The organism is Scopulibacillus darangshiensis, assembly GCF_004341035.1.
GTDB lineage: Bacteria > Bacillota > Bacilli > Bacillales > Sporolactobacillaceae > Scopulibacillus > Scopulibacillus darangshiensis.
The window spans coordinates 1-21,641 of sequence record NZ_SLXK01000029.1 but is presented as its reverse complement, the minus strand read 5'-3'; the positions used below and the strand labels follow the sequence as shown (position 1 = coordinate 21,641).

20 protein-coding genes and 1 other annotated feature are annotated in these 21,641 nt (G+C 40.6%); of the genes, 17 read left to right on the top strand and 3 right to left on the bottom strand.

Annotated elements, in window-relative coordinates:
• Positions 1-177 precede the first annotated feature (177 nt).
• The 9 genes from EV207_RS23160 (at position 178) to EV207_RS16500 (ending at position 8,312) form a co-directional block, all read left to right on the top strand.
• Positions 178-327: a hypothetical protein gene (locus EV207_RS23160; RefSeq protein WP_165886982.1), complete on the top strand. Its 150-nt coding sequence runs from the start codon at positions 178-180 to the stop codon at positions 325-327.
• Positions 328-898: 571 nt separating this feature from the next.
• A complete protein-coding gene (locus EV207_RS16535) occupies positions 899-1,672 on the top strand; it encodes a LamB/YcsF family protein (RefSeq protein ID WP_132747258.1) in 774 nt (257 codons plus the stop codon).
• 85 nt (positions 1,673-1,757) lie between these two features.
• The gene (locus EV207_RS16530; protein ID WP_243647119.1) at positions 1,758-2,921 is read left to right on the top strand and encodes an NRAMP family divalent metal transporter; all 1,164 of its coding nucleotides are present in this window, start codon (positions 1,758-1,760) and stop codon (positions 2,919-2,921) included.
• A 33-nt stretch (positions 2,922-2,954) separates the two neighbouring features.
• The gene (locus EV207_RS16525; protein ID WP_132747256.1) at positions 2,955-3,743 is read left to right on the top strand and encodes a putative hydro-lyase; all 789 of its coding nucleotides are present in this window, start codon (positions 2,955-2,957) and stop codon (positions 3,741-3,743) included.
• Positions 3,744-3,769: 26 nt separating this feature from the next.
• Complete coding sequence (gene pxpB / locus EV207_RS16520) at positions 3,770-4,528, top strand: 5-oxoprolinase subunit PxpB (protein ID WP_132747255.1); 759 nt, start codon at positions 3,770-3,772, stop codon at positions 4,526-4,528.
• Positions 4,525-5,523: a 5-oxoprolinase subunit C family protein gene (locus EV207_RS16515; protein ID WP_132747254.1), complete on the top strand. Its 999-nt coding sequence runs from the start codon at positions 4,525-4,527 to the stop codon at positions 5,521-5,523. The genes pxpB and EV207_RS16515 overlap by 4 nt, the downstream gene beginning before the upstream one ends.
• 25 nt (positions 5,524-5,548) lie before the next feature.
• Positions 5,549-6,004, top strand: coding sequence for an acetyl-CoA carboxylase biotin carboxyl carrier protein (gene accB / locus EV207_RS16510; RefSeq protein ID WP_132747253.1), 456 nt, complete (start codon positions 5,549-5,551; stop codon positions 6,002-6,004).
• A gap of 24 nt (positions 6,005-6,028) precedes the next feature.
• Complete coding sequence (gene accC, locus EV207_RS16505) at positions 6,029-7,393, top strand: acetyl-CoA carboxylase biotin carboxylase subunit (protein ID WP_132747252.1); 1,365 nt, start codon at positions 6,029-6,031, stop codon at positions 7,391-7,393.
• Between the two features lie 163 nt (positions 7,394-7,556).
• On the top strand, positions 7,557-8,312 hold the full coding sequence (locus EV207_RS16500) for an IclR family transcriptional regulator (protein ID WP_132747251.1): 756 nt from the start codon (positions 7,557-7,559) through the stop codon (positions 8,310-8,312).
• Positions 8,313-8,702: 390 nt separating this feature from the next.
• Here EV207_RS16500 and EV207_RS16495 read toward each other — a convergent pair whose 3' ends face one another.
• Together EV207_RS16495 and EV207_RS16490 are read right to left on the bottom strand one after the other, a co-directional pair.
• Entirely contained in the window at positions 8,703-9,914 is a 1,212-nt protein-coding gene (locus EV207_RS16495; RefSeq protein ID WP_132747250.1) for a M20 metallopeptidase family protein, read from the bottom strand.
• Positions 9,915-9,931: 17 nt separating this feature from the next.
• On the bottom strand, positions 9,932-11,161 hold the full coding sequence (locus EV207_RS16490; protein ID WP_132747285.1) for an MFS transporter: 1,230 nt from the start codon (positions 11,159-11,161) through the stop codon (positions 9,932-9,934).
• A 171-nt stretch (positions 11,162-11,332) separates the two neighbouring features.
• Here EV207_RS16490 and EV207_RS16485 point away from each other — a divergent pair, with 171 nt between their 5' ends.
• Entirely contained in the window at positions 11,333-13,444 is a 2,112-nt protein-coding gene (locus EV207_RS16485) for a helix-turn-helix domain-containing protein (RefSeq protein WP_165886981.1), read from the top strand.
• Positions 13,445-13,498: 54 nt separating this feature from the next.
• Positions 13,499-13,757, top strand: a binding site (T-box leader).
• Positions 13,758-13,861: 104 nt separating this feature from the next.
• Positions 13,862-14,038, top strand: coding sequence for a tryptophan RNA-binding attenuation protein (locus tag EV207_RS16475; RefSeq protein ID WP_132747247.1), 177 nt, complete (start codon positions 13,862-13,864; stop codon positions 14,036-14,038).
• 451 nt (positions 14,039-14,489) lie between these two features.
• Here the strand turns inward: EV207_RS16475 and EV207_RS16470 are convergent, their stop codons facing one another.
• Positions 14,490-14,927 carry a helix-turn-helix domain-containing protein gene (locus EV207_RS16470; RefSeq protein WP_132747246.1) on the bottom strand — a complete coding sequence of 146 codons (438 nt, stop codon included), beginning with the start codon at positions 14,925-14,927 and terminating at the stop codon, positions 14,490-14,492.
• 95 nt (positions 14,928-15,022) lie between these two features.
• On the opposite strand from EV207_RS16470, the gene EV207_RS16465 reads away from it, so the two are divergent.
• From EV207_RS16465 to EV207_RS16440, 6 genes are all read left to right on the top strand, one after another.
• A complete protein-coding gene (locus tag EV207_RS16465; RefSeq protein ID WP_132747245.1) occupies positions 15,023-15,562 on the top strand; it encodes a GNAT family N-acetyltransferase in 540 nt (179 codons plus the stop codon).
• 252 nt (positions 15,563-15,814) lie between these two features.
• Positions 15,815-18,040 (top strand): ribonuclease YeeF family protein, encoded by a 2,226-nt coding sequence (locus tag EV207_RS16460; protein ID WP_165886980.1) that lies wholly within the window; start codon positions 15,815-15,817, stop codon positions 18,038-18,040.
• Between the two features lie 53 nt (positions 18,041-18,093).
• Positions 18,094-18,612 carry a hypothetical protein gene (locus EV207_RS16455; RefSeq protein WP_132747243.1) on the top strand — a complete coding sequence of 173 codons (519 nt, stop codon included), beginning with the start codon at positions 18,094-18,096 and terminating at the stop codon, positions 18,610-18,612.
• A 35-nt stretch (positions 18,613-18,647) separates the two neighbouring features.
• The gene (locus EV207_RS16450; protein ID WP_132747242.1) at positions 18,648-19,190 is read left to right on the top strand and encodes a hypothetical protein; all 543 of its coding nucleotides are present in this window, start codon (positions 18,648-18,650) and stop codon (positions 19,188-19,190) included.
• A gap of 55 nt (positions 19,191-19,245) precedes the next feature.
• A complete protein-coding gene (locus tag EV207_RS16445) occupies positions 19,246-19,845 on the top strand; it encodes a hypothetical protein (protein WP_132747241.1) in 600 nt (199 codons plus the stop codon).
• Between the two features lie 678 nt (positions 19,846-20,523).
• The gene (locus EV207_RS16440; protein WP_132747240.1) at positions 20,524-21,477 is read left to right on the top strand and encodes a proline dehydrogenase family protein; all 954 of its coding nucleotides are present in this window, start codon (positions 20,524-20,526) and stop codon (positions 21,475-21,477) included.
• Positions 21,478-21,641: the final 164 nt, after the last annotated feature.

Here is a 21,641-nt window from a genome sequence, read left to right as displayed (position 1 = left end):
GGTAATAAAATTCAAGTACGGAAAACCCTAAACTTTTTTATGGTCTAGGGTTTTTTCCGTATTTGGTCATAAAACTTGATCAGAAGGATACGGTATCTTTTTACAATTTATATGTTTAAAAGATTAATAGTTTGGTAACCATGATGATAAATAAGCGGGTTATGGGAGGGGTATACATTGGAAGAAAAGAAACTAACGTTATCGGACTTTGGCAATAAGGATGGATTTGATTTGAATGGTTACCTTACATATTTGTTCTATAGATGTTATGAAAATGTTGGGGACCAATCAGAGGATAAAGTGGTAAAACAATTAATCAACCAATAATGTAAAATTAAGTAAAATATGGTATAAGCAGCCTTGTTGTTATGATTTGTTAATGCACAAGGCTGCTATTTTTTGATCCGATCGTTAATAATGAAACCAGAGAAAACTACTCCAGGTAATGCAAAAGGGGCTATTCGTGCCCGTGTGAAGGGAAAAAGGCCTTGAGCGGTAACGAAAGAGAGCTATTCGTGCCCATGGACCGGGAAAATCGGCCCGCGCGGTCATCAAAGCGGACGAATCATACTCGCCGAATGGAAATAGGGCCTCAATTTGGGTCTTCAAAGTCATTCAAGCATTGAACCCCCAACTTTTCTAAAAAAGTTGGGGGTTTTGTATGGGCATACGCATACAAGTGTCGAAAGAGAGGAAATGTATGGTATATTCCGACAACATAATTGTTGAAATAGAGGAATCATGCTATAATTCTTATATGGTCGAATTTTGGAACAACGGTACCGAAATTCGGAACAGACGTAACAAATCATGCAATGGCAATTGTTTAAGATCGTAACGCTGTCGTTTTCGCAAATGACACCGGTTACAAATTTTGAGAAAGCAGGAGGAGTAAACAATGAACGCAGTCGACTTAAATTGTGATTTAGGGGAAAGCTTTGGTGTGTATCATATTGGCAACGATGAAGACATTTTAAATGATGTTACCTCGGTGAACGTTGCTTGCGGATTTCATGCAGGGGATCCGGCCGTTATGAGGAAAACAGTGCAGCGTGCCTTAGATAAAAACGTCCAAATTGGCGCTCATCCCGGTTTGCAGGATTTAATCGGCTTTGGCCGCAGAAATATGAAAATATCGCCGCAAGAAGCTTATGATATTGTTGTTTACCAAATTGGCGCATTAAACGGCTTCCTGCAATCCGAGGGCGGGAAAATGCAACACGTTAAACCACACGGCGCTTTATATAATATGGCCGCCAAAAACAAAGATTTATCCGCTGCTATTGCCGAAGCCGTGTACAAAGTGAACCCAGAACTTATTTTATTCGGCTTATCAGGAAGTGAATTAATCCATGCTGGACAAGCAATAGGATTACGTACAGCAAGTGAGGTCTTTGCGGACCGGACGTATCAACAAGACGGTTCATTAACACCCAGAAGTGAAGAAAATGCTTTAATTGAAAATGATAATGATGCCGTGTCACAAGTCATCCGGATGGTTAAGGAAGGGAAAGTTTTGTCACAGCAAGGTATTGATGTGCCTTTACAAGCTGACACGATTTGCATTCATGGTGACGGGGCACACGCTTTAACTTTTGCCCGCTATGTGAAAGCATCTCTGGAATCTTCAGATATTACGGTTAAGGAAATTTCCGGAATAAATAATGGATAGAAGGGGGCAGCAACTATTGGAGTCAAAGAAAAAATCCACATCACCGAAAAAAACCACTGCTCTGCGGAAAATTAACTGGACGGTAATGTTGGGTGCCGCGTTTCTTATGGCAACATCCGCCATTGGACCGGGTTTTTTAACCCAAACAACCGTTTTTACTCAAAATCTTGCTTCAAGTTTTGGATTTGTCATTCTTATTTCCATTATTATAGATATTTTTGCTCAAACAAATGTGTGGCGAATTATTGCCGTTGCTGAAAAAAAGGGACAGGACATTGCAAATATGGTTCTTCCTGGACTAGGGTATATCCTTGCGTTGCTCATCGTTTTGGGTGGACTCGCTTTTAACATAGGGAATATTGCGGGCGCCGGACTTGGTTTAAACGCTATGACAGGCATATCGCCAAAAATAGGGGCGATCATTAGTGCGGTTATTGCTGTATTAATCTTTTTAGTTAAAGAAGCCGGTAAAGTCATGGATCGCTTCATTCAAATTGCCGGACTTGTCATGATTGCCCTTATGCTATTCGTGACATGGAAAACAGCACCCCCGGTAGGAGAAGCTGTGATTCATACCTTTGTACCGGACGAAATTAATTTCTTCGTCATTATGACAATCGTTGGCGGATCAGTTGGCGGATATATTACATTTGCCGGCGGACACCGATTGTTGGATGCGGGTCTCAAAGGCACCAAGGCATTGCCAGAAGTCACAAAGAGTTCTGTTATGGGTATTTTGATTACAACAATTATGCGAATTGCGCTATTTTTGGCCGTACTTGGCGTTGTATCGAAAGGCTTGCAGATTGATCCAAGCAACCCTCCAGCATCCGTTTTTAAGCTTGCTGCGGGAAATGCTGGTTATAAAATTTTTGGGATTATCATGTGGGCAGCAGCGATTACATCCGTCGTTGGTGCTGCTTACACATCAGTTTCCTTTATCCAAACTTTTAGTGAAAAATTAAACCGAAATTCTAAGTGGGCGATTATTGGGTTTATAGTTTTTTCAACATTGTGCTTTGTATTAATTGGAAAGCCGGTTAAAGTGCTGCTCTTAGTTGGGGCGCTTAACAGTTTGATTTTACCCATTGCTCTTGGTGTTCTGTTAATCGCCGCTTATAAGAAGAAGATTGTCGGTGACTACAAGCACCCCTTATGGCTGACGATTTCAGGTGTCATCGTTGTTATCGCTTTGATTTATATGGGCGGATACACACTTATCAATCAACTGCCATTACTATTCAAATAGGTTACCTAATCTTTTCTTGGGAGGAATATTAACATGATAGATCTTTCTCAGACAGCTCCAGCCGAACTTCGCGACATGATTCGCGAGGGCCGCTTGGTTAAGCCAACTGCTGGAATGGCAAGCGGTTATGCCCAAGCCAACTTGGCGATTTTAAAAAAGGAGCATGCTTTCGATTTCTTGCTATTTTGCCAACGTAATCCGAAGTCCTGTCCACTTCTTGATGTAACAGAAATCGGTTCTCCAGTGCCTAAAATCGCAGCCCCATCGAGCGATATTCGTACGGACATACCAAAATATCGCATTTATAAATACGGTGATCTAGTGGAAGAAGCAACGGACCTTACAGATTATTGGGAAGATGATATGGTTGGCTTTTTAATCGGATGCAGTTTCACATTTGAACATGCCCTTTTGAACAATGATATTTCGGTTCGCCATATTGAAGAAGACTGCAATGTTCCAATGTATAAAACAAATATCCCATGTATAGAAGCCGGTATATTTCACGGGGACATGGTTGCAAGCATGCGCCCAATCCTGCAAAAAGATGTTGTGCGGGCTGTGCAAGTAACCTCTCGTTATCCAGCCGTTCACGGTGGGCCAATTCATATTGGCGACCCTAGTGTGATTGGTGTTCAAGATGTCGATCAGCCTGATTTTGGTGATGCCGTAACGATTCGTGAAGGGGAAGTTCCTGTCTTCTGGGCTTGTGGCGTAACCCCGCAAGCGATCGCAATGGAAACGAAACCAGCGATAATGATCACTCATGCTCCAGGGCATATGTTTATTACAGACATTCGAGATGAGGCACTAGGCATTTAATAACGACAAGAAAAGTGGTGAGTCTTTTGTCACAGACGCTTTCAAATCAATTTGCATTTGAGTTGTCCCCATTGGGTGACTCAGCAATTATGATAACGTTTGGAAATGAGATCAAGTATGATACGCATAAAAAAATTAAAGCATTTATGGATTCGCTTGAAAATGATCCGTTCGTTGGATTAATAGAATGTGTGCCTGCTTTTATAAATTTGACAATTTTTTACGATCCTTTGGTTGTCTATAATCTGTACAAAAAAAGGAACAAGACAGAAAGTATGTCTCCCTATAAGGTTGTCAGTTCAATCATTAAAAAAAGATTGCAGCAGATCGATTCTAATCAAGAGCTGATCCATCGCACCGTGTCGATCCCCGTATGTTACGGAGGCGAGTTTGGACCGGATTTGGAATATGTCGCCCGTCATAATAATTTGACGACCGATGAAGTGATTTATATTCATTCAAATGGTGAGTACTTAGCCTATATGATTGGATTTGCGCCAGGTTTTCCGTTTTTGGGCGGGTTATCTGAAAAGATTGCCACCCCAAGAAGACCTTCTCCGAGAACAGCCATTCCAGCCGGATCAGTTGGCATCGCTGGTGCGCAAACAGGGGTTTATCCGATTTCAACCCCTGGGGGTTGGCAATTAATTGGGGCAACCCCAATGAAACTATTTTTGCCAAATGATAATCCCCCGAGTTTATTACAAGCCGGGGACATAGTGACATTTTCTCCAATATCTCAGGACGAATATAATGAAACGGTTCTTAAGGGGGAGGGGCAGTGAGCTTACGCGTGATCAAACCAGGATTATTAACAAGCATTCAAGATCTTGGCAGGAAAGGATTTCAGAAACACGGTGTAATAGTAAGCGGTGCAATGGATGCTTATTCTCTCCGAATCGCGAATCTTTTAGTTGGAAACACAGACCATGAAGCAGTCCTCGAAATGACGTTAATGGGTCCTAAGCTTAAGATAGAAAAGGATTGCTTAATTGCTATTACAGGCGGAAACTTGTCCCCTGCAATTGATGGGGAGCCTGTTCCAATGTGGAAGCCCGTATTTGTTAAGAAAGGCTGTACCATTAAGTTTGGACCATGCAAATCAGGTTGCCGCGCTTACCTGTCGGTTGCAGGGGGATACGCCATTCCCGAAGTTATGAATAGTAAAAGCACCTATCTAAGGGGCGAACTTGGCGGATATAAAGGAAGAGCCCTGCAAGCTGATGATGTGATTTCCTTTAATGAACAATCTCATCATCAAAGCCCGCTGTCAAAAAAAGAGGTGACAGAATCCTTTGCTCTCGCGAATTGGTCTGTGAATTATAAGAAGTTTTTGCCACTTAGCGAAAGTCCGATCATTCGTGTTACAAAAGGCAGTCAATTTGAATATTTTACAGAGTCTAGTAAAAATGAATGTGCAAAGATGCCTTTTACAGTGTCGAATCAATCAGACCGAATGGGGTACCGGCTATCAGGTCCGGCATTAAAGTTAACACATAAACATGAGCTATTGTCCGAAGCCGTCTCAAATGGGTCGATTCAAGTCACCCCAGATGGCAACCCAATCATTTTACTCGCGGATCGCCAAACGACAGGGGGTTACCCCAAGATTGCACAGGTTATTACGGCAGATTTGCCATTAATCGCCCAAGTAAAGCCAGGGCAATCGATTCGATTTTCGTTTGTGACATTAGAAGATGCAGAATCGTTATATCTGCAAAAAGAACGGCAGTTAAAAGAATTGAAAAGTGCTGTTTCATTGGCTTTTAAAAATAAATGATAAATGGTTAAAAAGGAGCTTAATCATGATAAATGTACGCGAACTAGAAGAAGTGATTGATTTAATGAACAGATCTTCCGTTCAAAAAATTCATATTGAACATGAAGGAACGACAGTCATTATAGATAAAGCGGAAGCGACTGCTGTGCCGCCAAAGAGAGAACAAGCAGAACAACATCACGTTCAAACGAGAGCCGTTGAAAATAGTTATGAAGAAAAAGAAGATCAAGTTGACGGTGATACACAGCAGCACCAAGTTCTCTCACCTATGGTAGGTACTTTTTATTCCCGACCGGAAGAGGATGCTGATCCATTTGTACAAGTAGGGTCAAAAATTAAAAGTAACGATACGGTCGGCATTATTGAGGCCATGAAATTGTTTAATGACGTCGAAGCGGGTGTGGACGGTGAAGTGACTGAAGTATTAGTAGATGATGGACAAGTTGTTGAATTTGGTCAGCCGCTATTCGTTGTAAAATAAATATTTTGGGAAAGAAGGCAAATCATGTTTAAAAAGATTGTGATCGCCAACCGTGGTGAGATTGCAGTTCGAATTATTCGTACTTGCCGTGAAATGGGAATTGCCACGGTAGCTGTCTATTCAGAAGCGGATAAGAACGCATTACATGTTAAATTGGCTGATGAAGCTTTTTGCATCGGACAGACAGCTTCAAAAGACAGTTATTTAAACATCCGCAATATAATGAGTGTTGCAAGTGTAACAAAGGCGGATGCCATTCATCCTGGATATGGTTTCCTCGCCGAGAATGCCGAGTTTGCTGAGATATGCAAATCATGCGATGTGACATTTATCGGTCCCGAGGCTGAGGCAATCAGCAAAATGGGAAGAAAGGCTGTTGCAAGGGATACAATGAAACAGGCAGGCGTCCCGATTGTTCCCGGAACCGATGGTTTGATTGAACAAATGAGTGAAGCCGTAGACATCGCAAAACAAATTGGTTATCCCATTATCGTAAAAGCAACCGCAGGCGGAGGCGGTAAAGGGATGCGGTTAGCCCATACTGAAGCTGAACTGCAAAAAGCCGTTCGGCAAGCACAGCATGAAGCGGAAACAGCGTTTGGCGATGCTGGGGTATATCTTGAAAAATATTTAGAGGAACCGCGGCATATCGAAATCCAAATCATTGGTGATGAGGAAGGGAACGTCGTTTACTTAGGAGAACGTGACTGTTCAATCCAGCGCCGCCATCAAAAGCTTGTGGAAGAGTCTCCTTCACCTGCCTTAAATAAAAACTTGCGGGAAGAAATGGGCAAAGCTGCTGTATTAGCCGCAAAGGCCGTAAACTATACAGGTGTTGGAACAGTTGAATTTTTATTGGATAAAGATGAAAAGTTTTATTTTATGGAAATGAATACACGCATTCAAGTCGAGCATCCGGTTACAGAACTTGTAACAGGTATTGATTTGATAAAAGAGCAAATTTCCGTTGCAGATGGCCATTCATTGTCGTTTAGTCAAGAAGACATCCAGTTAAATGGCTGGGCCATTGAGTGCCGCATTAATGCGGAAAACCCTGCTAAAAACTTTATGCCTTCTCCTGGTAAAGTTGAGATGTATTTGCCGCCTGGCGGTTACGGCATCCGCGTTGACAGTGCTGTCTATCCGGGTTATGAGATTCCGCCTTTTTACGATTCCATGGTTGCCAAACTTATTGTTACAGGCAAAGATAGAGATGAGGCGATTCAACGAATGAAACGGGCTCTGCATGAGTTTGACATTACAGGCATTTATACGACGATTCCATTCCATAAGAAATTATTCAATCATCCTTCATTTGTAAAAGGGGATTTCAGCACAAGTTTCTTGGAGTCATCTTCCATTTTGGATGAAGAAGATGTTACAGTCTAAAGATGGAAGGCGGGAGCAGCTTCACAGAATCAATTTTTGCTTTATCTTCGGTTTTTCTTTTGCGAATATAGATTTATAATAAATGAAAAGGAGTTTCGACACCCCTTTTGGCCTCTGCAATTAAAACAGAACGTTGGGAGAAACAAACAAGGGGGAAAATGTCTTGCAGGCAAATAACAAAACCGTTGTAAAATCTATGACAATCCTTAAACTTTTTCTCGATCATTCAAAGCTCACCTTTAATGATATGATGGCTTACACGGGCATTCCAAAAACCTCTTTACACCGGATGATCGGTTCGCTTGAGGAAATGGCATTCTTAACAAAAGATAAGGACGGTTATTATTCTCTTGGCCTGCTCTTCTTGCAGTTTGGGCAGCTTGTAGCGGACCGTTTGGATATTCGAACCATTGCACGGCCCATTATGAAGGAGCTTCGCGATGATGTGGAAGAGGCTGTGAACCTTATTACGAGGTATGGAAATGAAGCCATGTATATAGAAAAGTTGGATACATTGCAGCCTGTCCGTTTATTTACGTCAATTGGCAGACGCTCACCGATGTATGCCGGTGACTCTCGAATTATTCTTGCCTATTTGCCAGAGGATGAACGTGAAACGTATTTGGAAAATACGGAATTAAGGTCAATTGGCATCGGAACGATAACAGATAAATCCGCCCTAAGGCAAGCACTAGAAAAGGCGAGAAAAGACGGTTACACCATTAGTCGGTCTGAGCTGGAAAATTATACCGCATCAGTAAGCGCGCCAATATTAAACCAACAAAATCAGGTCGTCGCCGCTATTAGTGCTGCAGGCATTGAAGCGCGTTTTCAGGAAGACCGTCTGCCGGGATTAATTCAAAAAGTAACGAGCGCCGCGATAAAGATCTCGGAAATGTTAGGTTACATTCGCGAGTGAGAAACTAATAGAAAAATCCGAACTCATTCAGACGTCTGAATAGTTCGGATTTTTATTTATACATGAGAAGACAAAAAGCACTCCGTCAAAATACTTCGCTTTCCATGGGCACGGCCTTAGCCTCCTAAAGAAAACTTGGCTTATCGCCAAGCTTTAATGGCGAAAGCCTTAGTTGCACTTATGTGCGTCAGAAAGTTATACTTTCTGATTAACTCAGAAAGCAAAAACCGCTTTCTTGCGGGGTCTTCGGACACGTGCTGTTCCCGTAGGAGTCTTTCGTATTTTGACTCCGCTTCGCATTTGCAATGATACTTTTCAAATTTTATTGTTCGGCATATGAATGAACTCTTTTAGTTTTGTCCCAGCCTTTTGACTCTTATAAAACTCACCTTATTTCAACGCTTGCATATGTTCTGGTTTTATTTTCCCATCGGATAAATAATGAAGGACTGACGAGATAAACAGCTTGCCGATTAGCAGCATGGAACGCTCATCGACGTCGAATTTCGGGTGATGATGCGGGTAGATTGGCCCGACTTGATCACTTGCTCCGCCGACATTGAAGAATGTCCCTGGAACCTTCTGCAAATAATAAGCAAAATCCTCTCCGCCCATGCTGGCAGGAAGATGCAGCACATCTTCAGGGGCGACTAACATTTTGGCGAGTGCTTCCACTCTCTGTGTTTCACCTGGATGATTCACTACTGGCGGGTACCCTCGTGTATAGTTACAAACGACCCTTGCGCCCGCACCTTCGCATGTCGACTTGGCGATTTGTTTGATTGATTCCTCCACCAGATCGCGTACGTCTGGATCAAATGTCCGAACCGTGCCAGTGATCTTTGCCGTATCAGGAATGACGTTAAAGACCTGGCCCGCGTTAAGTGAACCCACCGTCACCACGGCGGGTTTTAGCGGATCAACACGCCTTGATACGATCTGCTGCAGATTGGTAACTAGCTGACTGCCGAGTACAACTGGATCGATGCCTAAGTGCGGCATGGCCCCGTGGCTGCCTTTGCCGAAAATTTCTATTTCGAATGCATCATAAGCCGCCATCATATGTCCTTCCTTTACCCCGACTTGCCCGATTGGCAAATGAGACATGACATGGGCGCCATAAACTACGTCAACACCTTCAAGGCAGCCATCCTCGATCATGGATTTCGCTCCGCCGGGAAGCTGTTCTTCTGCAAATTGGTGAATGAGGACGACATTGCCTTCCAGTTCTTCCTTTACTTCTGAGAGAACTTTGGCGACCCCAAGCAATGCAGCCGTATGGATATCGTGCCCGCAGGCATGCATGACACCTGGGACACGTGATTTATAGTCGGCGTTTTTTTCATCCTGAATGGGCAGAGCATCGAAGTCGGCGCGAAGGGCAACGGTTTTGCCCGGTTTGCCGCCCTTAATCAGCCCGACTACGCCTCTTGTGCCTACTTGCGTTTTCACTTCGATACCGAGCTCAGTCAAAAAGTCGGCCACTTTCTGTGGTGTAGTGATCTCTTCAAAGGAAAGCTCCGGATACATATGGAGATCCCTTCTAAATGCCACCAACTCTGGATACAAGCTTTCTAGATTAGTAAACAGTTTCTCTAACATCTTAATCCCTCCAGTGTTTATTTTGCTGCCGACTCAATCTCTTTTGCGCCGATACCATTTTCCTTATCCCGGATGGTCAGGGCTGCAATCATTGACAATATACCGCCTCCGATTAGAAACCAAAAAGCAGCAGTATACGTGCCAAAGCCGCTGATAAGAAACCCCATAACAAGCGGCGCTAAGAATCCAGCGACTTGGCCGCCCATATTGACGATCCCCATCGCCGAACCGATGACTTCCTTAGACAGCAGCTTATGAGGCAGCGAAAAGGTGGTGACGATCGCCGTCGAAGCAAAGGTCATGCTCAAAATAAAGAATAAGATAACCCCGAATTGGGAGTCGGATGAAAACATGAAATACAAACAGACAGAGGCAAAGACCATCCCGATGCCGGTAAAATACTTCTCACGCCCGTTAAAAAACTTATGAACCAGCCGGCCGCCTACAACGACAGCAATGCCAGAGGCGATGCCCGGCAATGCGGCGACAATGGCGATCGAAAGAATATCCATGCCCCTGACATCTACCAAATAAGATGGCATCCAGCCGGCAAGGCCCCAAACGAGGATGTCTGCGCCGAACCACATAAGGACAATTTTCCAAAGAACGGATGATTTTAATAACGTCTTCATAGGAACTTTGTTTGCTGTCTGCTCTTCACTTGATATTGCTCGTTCCTTTTCCGGACGGACATATTTCCAAAAAATAATCGCCATGACAATCCCGAGTACGCCCATCACGATGAACATCAGCCGCCAGCCCATCCAAACCATCATTGGAGCGGCAACAAGCGGGGCAAGCGCTAATCCAAAACTGTTAGAAGACATCATAGTAGATGATGCTTTTGCCCGTTCCTTTTTAGGGAAGAAGTCCGAGATCGCTTTTTGGCTGGCAGAAGGATAGCCGCCTTCCCCGATGCCAAATAGGAATCTAATGACAAGCAATGATATCAGCGACCATGCCAATCCGCTCAGAACAGTAAAAATAGACCAAAAAATGATGGACACGATCAGCATTTTTCTCGACCCGAATTTATCACTTAACCACCCGCCGGGAATTTGCATTATGGCATACCCGGCAAAAAAACTGCTGAGCACGGCGCCGACCGCCCCAGGTTCCAGGCTAAAATCTTTAGCTATTGCGACAACGGCAACACTCATCACCATTCGGTCAAGATAATCAAGCAGCCACCCGGTAAATAACAGTCCTAAAATAAAATGTTTGTTGTTCTTTAACGTTGAACCCATCAAACACCGACCCCTCCCCAAAAGATGAATTGCCCCCATTAACATTCTCGAAGCTGTCCAAACACACTATTCATAATAATAGGCTAAATGTTTTGAAAATTCCTTGCAATGTAGATATCTACACTATATAGTTATTTAAAGTATATAAATACACATGGGAGGGATATGCCAATGGCTGATATGAGCTCAGTTCACCCTTTAATCCATGATCATCTGAAGGATATACCGATAAAGATTTGGACTGGCAACATGCAAGATGATGTTGTTGAAGAGGTTTACTCGAACGAAAAGATAAATGCCGCTTTACCGCCGGCAGCAGCAAAAAGCGACGAAAATAGCAAATATGACATTGATGTGCAAGGCAAGGAAGTTTTTATAACGTTTTTCTATCCCGATGATTACCGGGTCATTGCCTGCATGACCAAACATTCTTATTCGACGTCTATTAAGGCAAAGCTTGAGCAGCTTTATTCACTGTTTTATCTTATATATCAACAGCAGGTGATCCAAAGGAAGGACACTGAACTAGAAAATTTAATTGCTGGAGTTAGCGCCATTTCTTCCCTTGATCTAAATGAATGCTTGATGAGCATTATCAGCAGCGCATTGGCAGTCATTCCTACTGCGGATGCAGGGTATCTTCTGTTGTACGATCCAGGGACGGATAATTTGCGGTTAAAGTCTTCTATTGGTTTTAATCACCGTATCAAACAGTTTAAAACAAAAAGCGGAGAATCAATTACCGGCCAAGCTTTTGAAAATGGGGCTGCAAGACTGTACCGAACCAAAGAAGAGATTTTTGCGGAAATGGATGCCAAACATATCACACCTGACAATTTCGATCACTTAATGTCAGCCGTTGACAGCAGTGCCTTACAGGCGATGATGTGTGCCCCTGTTTCTTTCGGAGGCAAGAGAATCGGAGTTTTGGCTGTGCATCAATTTTATGGCAAAGGACAATTGACGGATCATAATTTAAAACTTCTGCAAGTGTTTGCGGATCAGGCGGCGATTGTGATTCACAATGCCAGCCTGTACAACAAAACGAAAAAACAATTAAAAGAAGTAACCGTTTTGAGTCAACAACTTAAAGAAAAGAACGAACTTCTTTTAAAACGCGATGACGTGCATAAGACCTTAACCCATATTTCCTTGCAAAACAAAGGACCGGACGTGATTATCGCTGCTGTGAACCGAATGGTTAACACCTCTGTCTTCTTTGTAAGTTATTTAGAGGAGGAGCATTTTCCAAAACACCAACAAGCACCATTTAGTTATGACGAATTATCATTTATTTTTGCGAAAGAAAAGAGACCTGTGTTTATTGAGGTCGTTGATAAGACAAAGTCATCTCCTGGCAACTATTATTTGTACCCGCTCGCAAACGGCACTGTTTTTTTGGGTTGTTTCATGTTATCCATTGACAAGGGCTTATCGAAAATTGATCAGATCACCATTGAACAAGCGGGCGCTATTTTGTCTTTGGAACTTGTAAAAAAACAAAAGCTAATTGAAGTCTATTATAAGAAAACACATGAATACTTCAATGAACTCTTGGAAAATAGGCAACCGGAAATGCTGCTTGCTAAGGGAAGAGAATTCGGCCTGAATTTGTGCGGATTTGTGTGTGTGGCCATTTTTGAAATCCTGGAATACGCTGATCTGAAAATTTTAGAAGCGACGGTTCATCTGTTAGTTTCTAAAATAAAAACAAGAATGAACCATAGGGAGATGCTCGTCTTCGGGTTCAACAACAAGGTTATTATTCTTGCATCATTCACCGATTCTGCCGCCGGAGCTGCGTTTAATGAAGAGGTTCATGTTATTTTCAAAGAATGGCAATCAGGCAGGGGGCCTAAGATGAGTGCGGGCATCGGCAATCCGTACCAGGGGATTGGATACATCGAAAGGAGTTATAATGAAGCGGGCAAGGCGCTTTATTATTTAAAAACAAGGCATCGTTCAGAAATCATCCAATATGAAAATGTCGGGATCAATCGCATATTTCTAAACCAGCCGCGCTCAGAAATTGAGGCTTTTTCTGAAGAAACTTTAGCACCCTTATCTGCAGAAAAAGATGGTGGCAGTGAATTAAGGAAAACACTGTTCACCTACCTATCGTTGAACAGATCAGCCGCAAACACGGCGGAAAAACTGCATATTCATGTGAATACTTTATACAAGCGCTTAAATAAGATCGAAGCATTGTTGAATCTTTATTTTGACAATCCTGAAGATGTATTAACCATACAATTGGCCTGCCATTTGCAAGAAAACTTTTAAGCATTAACCATTGATTAACAAACCGAGTTATTATAATATAATGATTAATTGAAAATAAACGCGATGATGAAGAGGAGTAAGCATGACAGACACGGACAGAGAGCTGATGGCTGGTGGGAATCAGTGTGGAGATCATGTTGAATGGGCTTCTAGCGGCCAAACTGAAATGTTAAGAGTAGGCTTTGGCGGAGTGTCTCGCCGTTACACGGGACACGCATCGAAACAAGACTTGTTTCCGTGCGGAATAAGTGCGTTTGCAGACGATTGTTGTGCAAACGAATGAAGGTGGCAACACGAGTTTCTCGTCCTTTTAAGGGTGAGGGGCTTTTTTTATTTCAAAAAAAGGATGTGGTGGCATGTCAGACGGTTGGTGGTGCCTATCGATAAATTTAACAAAAATAGGATGGAGGGATTTTAATGAGTAACACCGTATTTACCACTGATGAACTTGAAATGCCATGCCCGGAGTGCAAAGGGAAGGGTGAGATCGTAAGCCATGGGAAAAGCACCTCTTGTACGAAATGTGAAGGCAAGGGGGTCATTATGACAGGGTTAGGCCAAACGCTGCTTCACTTTGTGAAAAAGCATTTATAAAGAAAATAGACGGATGCGGCCGAAGAACGAGATGAGAAACATGAAAACGGGGATTAGAGACAAGTATCAGCAAATTGGCATTGCGATGACTTCCCGATCGTTCCAGGAGTACTACGACATGTTTAAGTTACAAGAAGGCGTTTTTCAAAAAGGATGGGGAAGTCTGGATCTATCCTATAGTAGGATTTGATCAGAAACCATATCAAAAACTGGATTTATTGCAAAAAAGGTTGGAGCGGGACGGCGCAGTAATAGAATTTATAGCAACGGATTTTCGTTTCTTAAAAACGGCAACACAAATATTGCGGTTGCGAAAAGCGAAAGGTTTTTAGCATTATCCCGGAGGTTGGTGTATTTTTAATAAGCCAAAATGGACGGGACACAAATAACGAGGAATACGAATAAACAGCATGCATGAGTAGTTGGTAATGGCTACTCCTGCTCATTTCTATTAAGCAAAAATCACATCTGAGGGGTCAATTTTTGTTATAGATCTCATGTTCATTGCATCCATAACAGTTTGGATCCGCTCAATTGTGGCCCCAAAATATTCATTTCTTTCATCTCTTGATACTTGGGAAGGTGAAACATTTAGTTTTTCGGCTAAGTCTTGTTGGGTTAATCCCAGAAATATTCTATAGGCAATTAACGTTTTTCCGATAGTTCGAAGGTTGAACACGGGTTCGAAGTCACCGCGTTTAATGCGTTCGTAGTAATCTACTTCTTCCTTTAATTGTTCATGAAATGAAACGTATGGTTGGATTGCGAGTTCAATATGCGCTGGTTCTAATCCCACTTTTTTAAATTTTTCAGTTTGCTCTTTTATGAATTCTTTATCCTGTTTAAGTTTTTCCACAGCCTGTTTATAACTGTTTTCAGTTTTAATCATAAGTCATCCCTCTCGAACTTAACAATAATGTTAAGTTGACTTATTTGTTAATATTATATTAACACAAAAGTATATACAATTAAGGAGAAAATATAATGATTGAGCTAAAATATTTCGTCCAATCGGATTTCAAACAACTTATCAATTGGATTGATTCACCTGAATTCATACTCCAATGGGGAGGGCCAGGCTTTGATTATCCATTAAATGAAGGCCAGTTAAACAAATACATGGAGAATGCCAATCATAATAACGCTGATGCTTTTGTTTACAAAGTCGTGCTAAAAGAAACAGGGGATGTCGTTGGCCATATTTCTCTATGTAAGATTGATAGAAAAAACAAATCTGCAAGAATCGGCAAAGTGTTGGTCGGTGATAAAAATGTAAGAGGGCAGGGAATCGGTCAATTGATGATAGAAGAAGTGCTAAGAATAGCATTTGAAACACTTAACTTGCACCGAGTTAGTCTCGGGGTATTCGATTTCAATGAACCAGCCATTGCTTGCTATGAAAAAGCTGGTTTTAAAAAAGAAGGATTACTTAGGGATTCAAGAAGGATGGGCAATGAATATTGGAGTTTATGGGAAATGAGCATTTTGGAAAATGAATGGTTTGATAAAAAGCGGGAGAGGTAGTGGAGTGGGCTTATCGGCAGTTAACAGGGGGGCTTAACGAAAGTGGTTACTATGATGATTCCAAAAGAGCATGTCTTGTTCTCTTATAATTCCTAATCCGCTCCACTATTTATTTCTTTAGTCTATAAGTAATGGTTATTATTTCAGAAAAATTGGAAACGAATCCCTAGTTATATGGTAAACTATTACATAGATATGATAGATAAGTATGATTACATAAAACGGCAAATTATTATTGAAAGAGGGATTAGCATGCGGATTGGCCAAGGGGGAGGATCCAAAGTTTTTGACGCAAGGGCGCTGGTGGGAGCCATGAAGGAACGTCACGGTCATTATAAAAAATTGGTGGGCGAGCTCAAGTCATTAAGGGAAGCGATGCTTGCCATGACAAAGCTGGACGATTCTTTAAAAGGCAAAGGTGCTGATGCGATAAAAAATTTTTATGAAGCCCAAGTGGATGTGGTAGACGGCTGGCTTAATCTTGTTGATGTCCAGCTTGCTTTTTTGAATGGGGTTGGTGGGGCAGCGGAGGACAATGATCTTGGCGGTGACACCGTGGTTGATACAACGTTTCTTATTGATGACCTCTACCGTGCGAATACACGATCAAAGGATATTGTCTCTGTTCAGCAAGAGGATCTTCAGAAAATATTTGACACGATTAATGACATCTTACCTTTAGAGGTTTTTTCCACAAATGATTTTGATGAGCATATGCATGAAGCCGAGAAAGAGCGAAAGAATACGATCGATAAGGTAACATTATTGGATGCGGACTTAACTGCAGAGTATCAAAGGTCGGAAGTTCAGCAAAATCACGTGAATGCTTTGTACACGGCACTGATGGATGCAACTAGACAAGACGGCACAGTCTCCCCGCTATATTTTGATGAGAAAGCGTACCATTCAAGCAATGCCTATCAAGTGAAAGATGATGTAGAAAAACAAACTCAGGAGTATTTAACTTTAAGGGATAATCAGGAGGAAGATAGGCGTATTAAGGACAAACAAGAAGAGATGGGCAACCGCCCTTGGTATGAAAAGTCGTGGGATAAAATATCCACCTTTGTAGGTGAAATGTCCGGATATAATGATTACATAAGAATGACTCAAGGCGTTGATCCCATCACTGGGGAAAAGCTCTCTTTATCACGTTTTATGTTCTCTTTCATCCTTTCCACTACTGCTGTCTATAAACTCGCCGATAAATATGGTGATAGAATTGAAAAGAAAGCGGGAGATATTTGGGGTGGCATAGGTGACTTCTTCTCGGGACTATTTGACGTCGAAGAGGCTGAACCAAGAGAATATGATGATGGCACACACCAACAAATTAAAGGCAGACCAGTTGATTTAGACACCTTCCAAAAAGCAATTGGCGCCCCGATTCAAACCATTAATCTAAGAGGCGTCAAGTTAAATTATGTGTTAACTAAAGATGGGAAATTAGTCATACTTACAGACAATCCGGATAAATGGTATTATATTCAGAATGCTGAGTATGGACATTTTGAAGAGATAATGGGTACCTTTGGAAAAACAACCGCAGAGGCAACTGGAGATTATTTAATGGGAAAAGGGGTTGGGAAAATACCGAAGGCTTCAAAAATAGGTGATAGATTGAGTGGGACAAAAACGGGTGATATTATAAAGGATCAGGCGTCAAATGAAATTCAAAAGAAAATCCCAGTTTGGGGTAAAATTATTTCTGCTGAGGTTCCAAAGGCAGGTACCAAAGATGTGATTGTTTATGTAAGCAGTAAAGGTGAGAATTGGAATAGACACGTCCGATTCACACTTGACCCAGACGGCGTCCTAAGTATTAATGATTGGTATACCGGTAACCTAAGAGAGGACGTAAAACCCGGTGTTATCAACGACATTAAGGCATTTTTTACTACAGACGAAAATGCCAGCGGTGAAATGTCTAAAGAGGCTAAAAGTTTCGCTAAGAAGTATGGATTAGATACCGATGGAAGAATAGGCTTTCAAAAAGGATCACACTTAGACATAAATAAACTTAATTCAGTAATAAATGTCAATACTACATCGATCAATAGTACCCAAATTAATTATAGTATTGTAGATGGACATATCGTTATACTTCCGGACAATCCAAATTTATACTATTATCAGCAAACGAAAGAGTTTCATAAGTTTGACCAGATAGCCTCAGACTTAGCGAAAAAGGGTTTTGAAAGTGTTGGTAATCATGCACTTAATAAAGCATCGGGAAAAATTCCGGGTTATCAAAAAGTAAATGAGATTTTGGATAATAGAACTGGAGAAATAGTTAAGGGGGTAGCCTCAAGTGAAATACAGAAGAATATCCCGGGATGGGAAAAAGTCATAAATGCACCTGTTCCTGAAGCGGGAACGAAACAAGTAAATCTTTTTGTTAGTAATAATGGCAAAGACTTATCTGGTGTTGTTCAGTTCCGCCTAGGACCTGATGGAACGATTACGATCAGAAAATAAAACCTGTTTATTTACTAGGGAAAATCAAGTGTAGTTTGGAGGAGAGTGACACTTTGAAAAGAAGTCGAATTACAATTCTATTATTTTCTATAATATCAATTGTCTTATTATTAACTGCTTGTAATTCAGAAATTGAGGAGGAATTTAACAAATACAACACCAAAGATCGGATTAATTTGTATAACAAATCATTGAAGCTAAAAGAATTACAGAATGAATACATTTCGTTGATGGCACAACCTAAAAAGGCTCATGATTATCTTACTGAAAAAGTAATACCTTTTGTTGAGGATATTTACAAACAAGATAAAGAGATTCAAAAGAAACTTAAAACCGAAGAAGTTAAAGATCTTAATGCTATATCATTAAAACAATTTCGTTTAACACTAGATATGTTAAAAAAACAAGATGATATATTGAAATTAAGAATACCTCCTGTTAGTAAAGAAGAACATGCAAAGGCCTTGAAAATCTATGAGAAAGTTCAAAAATTGTCTGATGACATTCAACAAACTGGTGATGAGTATGAAAAGCGTAGGGTAGAAATGGCAAAAAAATACGAGAGTAAATAATTTACATAGTTTCCGAAAGCCGTGGGGAAGAAGGTATGAAAAGGTTAATATTTAGCACTACGTTATTAATGCTGTTTCTATTAAGTGCCTGCAGTTCAAAAACTGCGGATGAATTAGTCAAATACAATAATGAAGACCTTCAGGTTATAAATAAAGAAACAAAACAAATGTATGCTATGTATCAAGAATTTCAAACTATTGATGATCCAAAAAAGCAATTTCAATATATGGACGAAAAACTGCTGCCATTGATGAAAAAAATGAGTAAAAAAACAAATGATATTCAGAAGAATTTAGAAACTGAAGATGTTAGAAATTTGAATGCCATTATGAATAAAGAATTTGATACAATGGTTGATCTTTATGAAAAACAGGCAGGTGTTTTAAAACTGTTGATTCCGCCGGTAAGTGAGGAAGAACAAAATCAAGCAGAAGAGATATATAAGGATGTTCAAAAATTAAGCAAGAAATCGGATGATATGGGTGAAAAGTATTCAGATAAATTAAGAGACTTAGCAGATAAATACGATGTTTCAAAAGGACTAAAACCTAATTCTGTGCCAATCCCACCACAATAATCGGGGAATCAGTGTCCAACTTATCCCCCTTTTGGCATAGTAGAGTAGGATATAAATGATGAAAAATATGGAAGTAAATAGTTCCTATGGGTTCCATAATAGCCGTGGAGAAAAAGATATGAAGAGGATAAGCACATTTTTAATTATCTTTGTTTCATTGTTAATATTCCTTAGTGCCTGCAATAACAACGTTGGTGAAGAGCTTGTTAAATATAATAATGAGGATATGAACCCTCTGAGTGAAAAAGCGTTGGAATTAAAGGAAATGGAAAAACATTTTTATACGATTGTTCAAGACCCCAAAAAAGCACACCAATACATAAAGGATGAGGTAATTCCTTTTTTAAACGAATTGAATAAGAATATTAATTCCATTCAAAAGAACTTGAAAACAGACGAAGTTAAGGATCTTAATGCTATTGAAATAAAACAATCGAACTATACTTTGCATTCTTTTGAAAAGTTGGCCAAGGTTTTGGTACTGCAAATACCTCCGGTAACAGATGAGGAACAAAAAGAGTCGGAAAAGTTATATCAGGATGTTCAGAAGATAAATGAGGATATTGATAAGGCTAAAGATAAATATAATCAAAATTTAAGTGACCTTGCAGACAAATATGATGTTTCGAAGGAATTGAAGCTACCTTTCCGTTAACTCGGCCTGAATTCAAACAAGGAACTAGAGGTATTATCAAAAAAACAAAACAATTTTTCACAACTATCTTTTAAAATTAATAGCAGGGCGTTCCAAAAATTTTTACGGATGGCCCTACGATTCTTACGAATACTCATGGGAATTTTGTGTGTTGTGGCCCAAAAAGCCTTTCAATAAAACGTATTCAGCCGAAAAATGACCGCAATTTTTAAAAAAAACACTAAAATTTGTCCAAGAATCATCCTACTTTATCCGAAAATCGCAGCAATTTATCTTCCAACTTGCAGGTAAAACAAAAAATCCCCTAGGGAACAGAGGAATTTGATCAATAAATAATGCTTCTAGTCGTTTCCGCACGCTTCCAGCGGGGTTCGCTCGGTCCTCGTTTTGCGGACCAAGGAAATATTTTACTTAAATTGAAGCGTATGGTTACTTCATTTCTAAAAACATTGATATAAAATGTAAGAGGTGGACTAATGGAAACTGTAAATACCATAGTAGGAATTACTGCTTCAATACTTTCTATAGCTTGAATTGTTTTCTCAAAAAAAGTATCTGATAAAAATAAAGAAATTGAGCGACATCTAAAACGGGAACTAAATATCACATTGGATTCATCGAAAAAAGTCGTTTCTATGATGAAAGAGCTTTAAATAATGGAGAAGGGAGAGAAGGAGAATGGGAGTCGAGGAACAAAAAGCAGCCGATGCTCTAAAAGCCATAGCACGTGATCAAGGAATTAAGTCCTATATTCAACAGTCACCGGATTTGTATCCCTTATTTCAAAAAGCTGCAAAACGTTTTGTCACTGGCGAAACAAGGGAAGAAGGCATTTCGGCGGCAGAATCGCTTCGGTCGAAGGGATATCGGGTTTCACTGGAATATATCGGGGAAAACACTTCAGAGGAAGCTGAATGTATTAAGGCTAAGAATGAATTTGTTAGGTTAATGAAAGACGTTGGCTCAAGAAATCTGCACGCAACAATATCTTTTGATTTATCACATATTGGCTTATTTATTAGTGAGGCATTTGCCCAAGACCAATTAGAGGAACTTGCGGAGGAAGCAAAGGCATATCACTTAACACTTATGATCAGCATGGAGGAATCCGCAAAAACGGACAGTATTCTTAGTGTGTTCAAAAGGACCGCTGTGAAATATTCTAATATTGGGATCACCCTGCAAGCTCATTTAAAGCGGACGGCAAATGACTTAGAAGAGTTATTACATTATCCCGGAACGATTCGAATTGTCAAAGGGGCTTATCAGGAACCTGAAGATATTTCAATGTCACGCTCGGGAGAATTAAATAAACACTATTTGGATTTGGCAAAGATATGCCAAGAGGCTAACCATCCTGTCTCCATTGCGACACATGACGAATCTTTGATTAAGGAACTTCTAAAAGGAAATCAATTAGCTAAAACTGAATTTGAAATGCTTTATGGCGTCCGGCCTGATATGGCAAAAGAACTTAAGGATCGCGGATGTAAAACTAAAATTTATCTTACATACGGTGAAGAATGGTATTTGTATCTGTGCCATCGACTAGCAGAATACCCTCCAAACATTTATACCGCTATTTCGGATATTGTTAATTTGGAAGCGGGGGATGACTCAGCACTTTATTGAAGTTTTAGCACTTCAATTCTGTCTGTTATGGTTAGAAATGAATGGGGAACAATGGTATTTAAAAGGAGCTGTGTTTTGCAAGGTAAAAGTACACAAGATTGCAATGAAAAAATACATAAGCTTGCCAGCCTGATTTATTTAGTTATTTCTTGATAATGCATGTG